The following is a 4,172-nucleotide window of genomic DNA, read 5'->3' as shown; positions in this document are numbered from 1 at the left end:
TACAGTCACTGCAATGAAACCAAAACACTCACTTATTTCATGCAGCCAGTCTGTCTATTGAATGCTGACGGGGGACAATGGCGTCTACTTGGCGGCCAAAGGCATGCCTAGCGGCGGAAAGAAGAATACCAGCTGATTGATCATTGCCGGTTTTGGAGCGCACAGGACCTGCGTCAAAGAAGCGGATTTCAGTACCTTTCGGTGTTGAACGCACTAACGGCGCGCCGACAGTCAATGTCCCACCGTTTATGGGTAATTCAATATGTGCAAAACCCGGCGACTCAAACCCGCTGGCCAACTGTGCAAGAGTCGAAACCCTTCCGCTGGCGTGGGCAAAGTAATCGGCTGCTAGTCCGCTTCCGATAGGTCCGCGTGTTTCCCAAACCTCTTCCAATACAGCCTGCATATTTGAGTTAACATTCGGGCCGGCAACTTCGGTAATCCTATCCACCAAAGTATAGAGAACGCCAGATGTTTGAAGGTACGGAGACTCGTGGCGCCGTCCATGAATCCCGAAATATCTCCGGTATGCGATGCGCAAGGCGCAGCTTGCATAGTCCCGAATATCAAATATGTTGATTTGGACGGTTTTTACAGGCTTGTGCTGGACAATAGGACTGTTGGAAGGGGCGGTGGCAACAGCGAGCTCGTGGCGACTAAGGTTACCGAGGCGCGCCAGAAAGGGAGACGGCTTTCGAGATCGGACGTTTGCTATTTCGTTATGATAGAGGCGAAGATGATCTTCCGCTCGCGAAATGGCGACGAAAAACAGGCATTCTTCCTCCTCGAGGTGCATCTCCCGTGTTTCTGGCTGCACCAATCCTGGCGGCAGGGGACTGTCATCGCGTTGAAATCGTCCGGGTAAGCACTGATCATGCAGGCCGACCACATGGACTGCAGAAAACTCTAAGCCTTTGGCACCGTGAATCGTCATCATTCGAACAGCGGCGGCGTCAGCCCCAAGAGCCGCGTCTCTAAGGTCACGATCGTCAGCCAGTAGCACAGCACTGCGCACACGTTTGATCGCGCGTGCTGGCGTCAACAGCCGTCCATCAAGCTCGCGTTGATCGAGAAAGCCAAGAAGGGCTTGTAGCGCAGCGCGTGCGAGTGAGCCCTCCGGACCCGGCTCACTCGCAATATCCCGCAAATAATCCGACCGATCAAGTAGCCAACTCGCCGCCACCTCGAACGCAGACATATGAGATTCTAATCCCTTCAGTTGCATTCCCAGTCGTTCCAACGCTTGGCCACCTGCGGAGGTCATCCCCGGCAAGGTTGATGCTCGTTCAAGCAAGGCGTTGAGCGGGATGCGGTCTTTATGAGCCGCGCTGACGATTGTCCCGATATCTTGTGGTCCAACCCTGATTTCTCGGAGCGCGGCGACGCGGACCAGAGCGCCGCCGTTCGCTTCCGCAAGTAGGGCGAGGATGGACAAAAGATCTCGCACTTCGTCGCGCTCAAAAAAGCTGCCAAGATGTGTTGTTGCTATCTCCTGTCGGGCGAGTGCCGCTGCCATAATGTCCAACCTGCCATTTGTGGGCGCAAGGACCGCTTGGGTAGCCAGTGGTACGCCAGCTTCCACAAGACGTTTGATCTCTGCTGCGAGAAGTTCGCCTTCGCAGTCATCATTTCGTCCAACTAGCAGCTTCGTGGTGCTTCCTTCCTCAGATCGCTGTGCGGCTGCCTTATATGCAAGACCATTCTTGCCCGCTCGCATGTCAGCAGCGAAGCGGCGGCTCAAACTGACGATATGATCAGTCGAACGGTAATTATGACCGAGAGGGAGGCGCTGACCGCCAGCGAAATCGGCTTCGAACCCTGCCATATTTGCTGATGATGCGCCCCTCCAGCGATACAGGGATTGTCGGGCATCGCCTACAACCCAAAGCCTTGACCCTGCGCGATAAAGCTCAATCAAAAGACGTGCACTTGCTCTATTTACGTCTTGATACTCATCCACCAGCACGTGAGAATGGCGCTGGGCCACCTGTTCGCGAACCGCGTCGTTACGGCCGATCAGGAGTGCAGGCAGCATCACGAGGTCACCAAAATCGACTGCTCCAGCTTCACGAAGAGTCTCGGTGTAGACCCTATATACCGTTGCCGCTTCGCAGGAACGCTCTGCGGCAATGATTTCCTTCTCGCTAGTGGCCACTTCGAGAGCAGCGCTTGCGCGGCGACCAAAGTCTTCATGATCTACGAGCTCGTCTTTGGCGCGCGAGACCGCTGAAAGTATCTTCACTAAACCCTGATCCGGGTTGCGTAGATCGTGATAATGTTTCAGTCCCATCAGCGGTAGCCGATCTTCAAGCAGTTCTATTGCCTGTGCCTTATCAATTAACTGGACATTGTTGGGAAGGCCAAGCTTATCATAATAACGACGGATTAGATCGAGCCCGAAGGCGTGAAAGGTTCCCGTCCACATTTCTGCGGCAGCATTTGGGTGAGCTTTAGCAATGCGGTCGGCAAGATCGCCTGCAGCCTTATTTGAAAATGTTAGAGCAAGTATATCTCTCGCACTCACAGTCGGCTGCGCCAAAAGGTGTTCAATTCTCATCACAAGAGTGCGGGTTTTACCAGAACCCGGGCCGGCCTCGAGCAGCAGAGCCGATCCTTCAAAGGTGGCGGCCGCCCATTGGCTCTCATCTCGCTTCTGCTGCGGCGCGACCATATCGACCGACTGTTCCGCGATGTCTGGGCCGAGGAGGCTGTCCAACAGCTGGCGTCGCACCAAAGGGTAAGGAAGTTTGAGGGTCTGAGCAATATCGGCTGCGCTCTTGCACTCTACGAGAAATAGCTGCCGGGCCAGCGAGCGCGGTAACAGAAATTCACGGGCGAATACATTGGCTTGCAGTTCCCGTCGTTCCCGCGGCCCATAGGCTTCGACCCTCGAAAGCGCGCGTGACGCGCCGGCGTCTGGGTCTGATCCAGAGCAGAGTTCTTGTGGTTGGTGCAGTTCCAGATGACCGAGCTCGTGTGCCGCATAAGCTGCAGCTTGATCGGACGACACGTCGTTGCGCACGTAGATCGACAACCAGTCTCTAAGGAGTTTGGCATCACTCGTACCAATAACTGGATCGCCGGGCGGGACCAATTTAATGACAAAACCTAGTCCCGCCGCGGCTGCAGCAACAGCTTCATATCCTTGGGCGCGCTCAGCGCTATGTCCTTCGCGGAGTTTACGTGCGGCAATTCGGGCAAGGTCGAAAGCGGCCATTTTCTATGCTTCCAGCCACCTCCGTTTGAACGCGTCAGGGACATCTGAGCGAGCCAAAGCTGTGGCGAAGTCCTCTACTCCGCCGTCCTGCGGCTTGCCAACATTTCGGTTTTCAACAAAGGCAAGGTTTTCTCCGGCCTGTCCTGCAAAATAGTCCTCGAGTACTTGTTTGGGTACACCGAGCAGATCGGCCAAGTCGCGCGCGCAGCGTGCTCCCAATCCGCTAAGACGGCGCTGCGCCAACCGGATCAGAAAGTCGCGATCTCTGAGGACAGGTTCGATTGCTAACCATGTAGCCGCTTTGGGTAATTTGGAAGATGGGTCAGGTCTAGACGCTCGCGAGCGGTTCAGCGCACCAAGATAGAAGCTTTGCAGACTCAACACAGCTGCCTGCGCATCAGAATCAAGGACTTCCGGATTTGGGCTGATACTCGATGCCGCAGTTTCGACAATTGAGCGGGCAACTAGGTGATCGAACAGCTCGTCCAATTCGGTTGAACTCAGTTGGTCGACAGCTGCTGAGTCCCAGATACCGTAGGAAATGAAATCTTCTGCAAGCTTATTAGGGTTTGATAAGGTTGGATTCATGACGCTTTCTCCACAAGCGCTGCTTTGAGCATGCGCGTAAAATCTGTCTTGAGATTTGCAAGTGTACTACGCGGTTTACCTGTGAGGCGAACCAGATCATTGGGCGCTTCAGGTGCATCTATCGGGAGGTCGCCCAACATCAGCAGAAGGAAAAGTCGGCGGTGCTCTTCTGTTTTAAGCCTTTTGTCCGCAAATGCTACAAGCGTAGCGCGTATTTGAAGAGCAGCCGCTGCCTCACCATCATCACTGAACTCTCGATCATCAGTAAGTTCAGCTGATCGCTTGCGGTGATGACGTGACCCCCAACGTTCATCCATTTGCGATTAGAGTCTCGGCATCGTTATTGCGCGACTGCGCGGGTGAAGCA

The 4,172-nt window shown here is 54.7% G+C and carries 3 protein-coding genes; all 3 read right to left on the bottom strand.

Annotation, left to right across the window (positions count from 1 at the left end; translation table 11 throughout):
* Nucleotides 1–37 precede the first annotated feature (37 nt).
* From V7650_RS18010 to V7650_RS18000, 3 genes are read right to left on the bottom strand one after another with little or no spacing between them, the layout of a single operon-like run.
* Nucleotides 38–3,217 (bottom strand): UvrD-helicase domain-containing protein, encoded by a 3,180-nt coding sequence (locus V7650_RS18010; RefSeq protein WP_335657591.1) that lies wholly within the window; start codon nucleotides 3,215–3,217, stop codon nucleotides 38–40.
* 3 nt (nucleotides 3,218–3,220) lie between these two features.
* A complete protein-coding gene (locus V7650_RS18005) occupies nucleotides 3,221–3,805 on the bottom strand; it encodes a hypothetical protein (RefSeq protein WP_335657590.1) in 585 nt (194 codons plus the stop codon).
* Nucleotides 3,802–4,122, bottom strand: coding sequence for a hypothetical protein (locus tag V7650_RS18000; RefSeq protein WP_335657589.1), 321 nt, complete (start codon nucleotides 4,120–4,122; stop codon nucleotides 3,802–3,804). Before V7650_RS18000 ends, V7650_RS18005 begins: the two co-directional genes overlap by 4 nt.
* Nucleotides 4,123–4,172: the final 50 nt, after the last annotated feature.

Origin of the sequence: Parasphingorhabdus sp., assembly GCF_036964565.1 — a bacterium.
Taxonomy (GTDB): Bacteria; Pseudomonadota; Alphaproteobacteria; order Sphingomonadales; family Sphingomonadaceae; genus Parasphingorhabdus.
The sequence above is the reverse complement of the archived record's forward strand: the minus strand, read 5'-3'. Positions and strand labels throughout refer to the sequence as shown.

What these genes read in the sequence shown, in the direction of transcription:
- V7650_RS18005 (WP_335657590.1), bottom strand. Translation starts at nt 3,805, where the DNA reads ATGAATCCAACCTTATCAAACCCTAATAAGCTTGCAGAAGATTTCATT.
- V7650_RS18000 (WP_335657589.1), bottom strand. Translation starts at nt 4,122, where the DNA reads ATGGATGAACGTTGGGGGTCACGTCATCACCGCAAGCGATCAGCTGAA.
- V7650_RS18010 (WP_335657591.1), bottom strand. Translation starts at nt 3,217, where the DNA reads ATGGCCGCTTTCGACCTTGCCCGAATTGCCGCACGTAAACTCCGCGAA.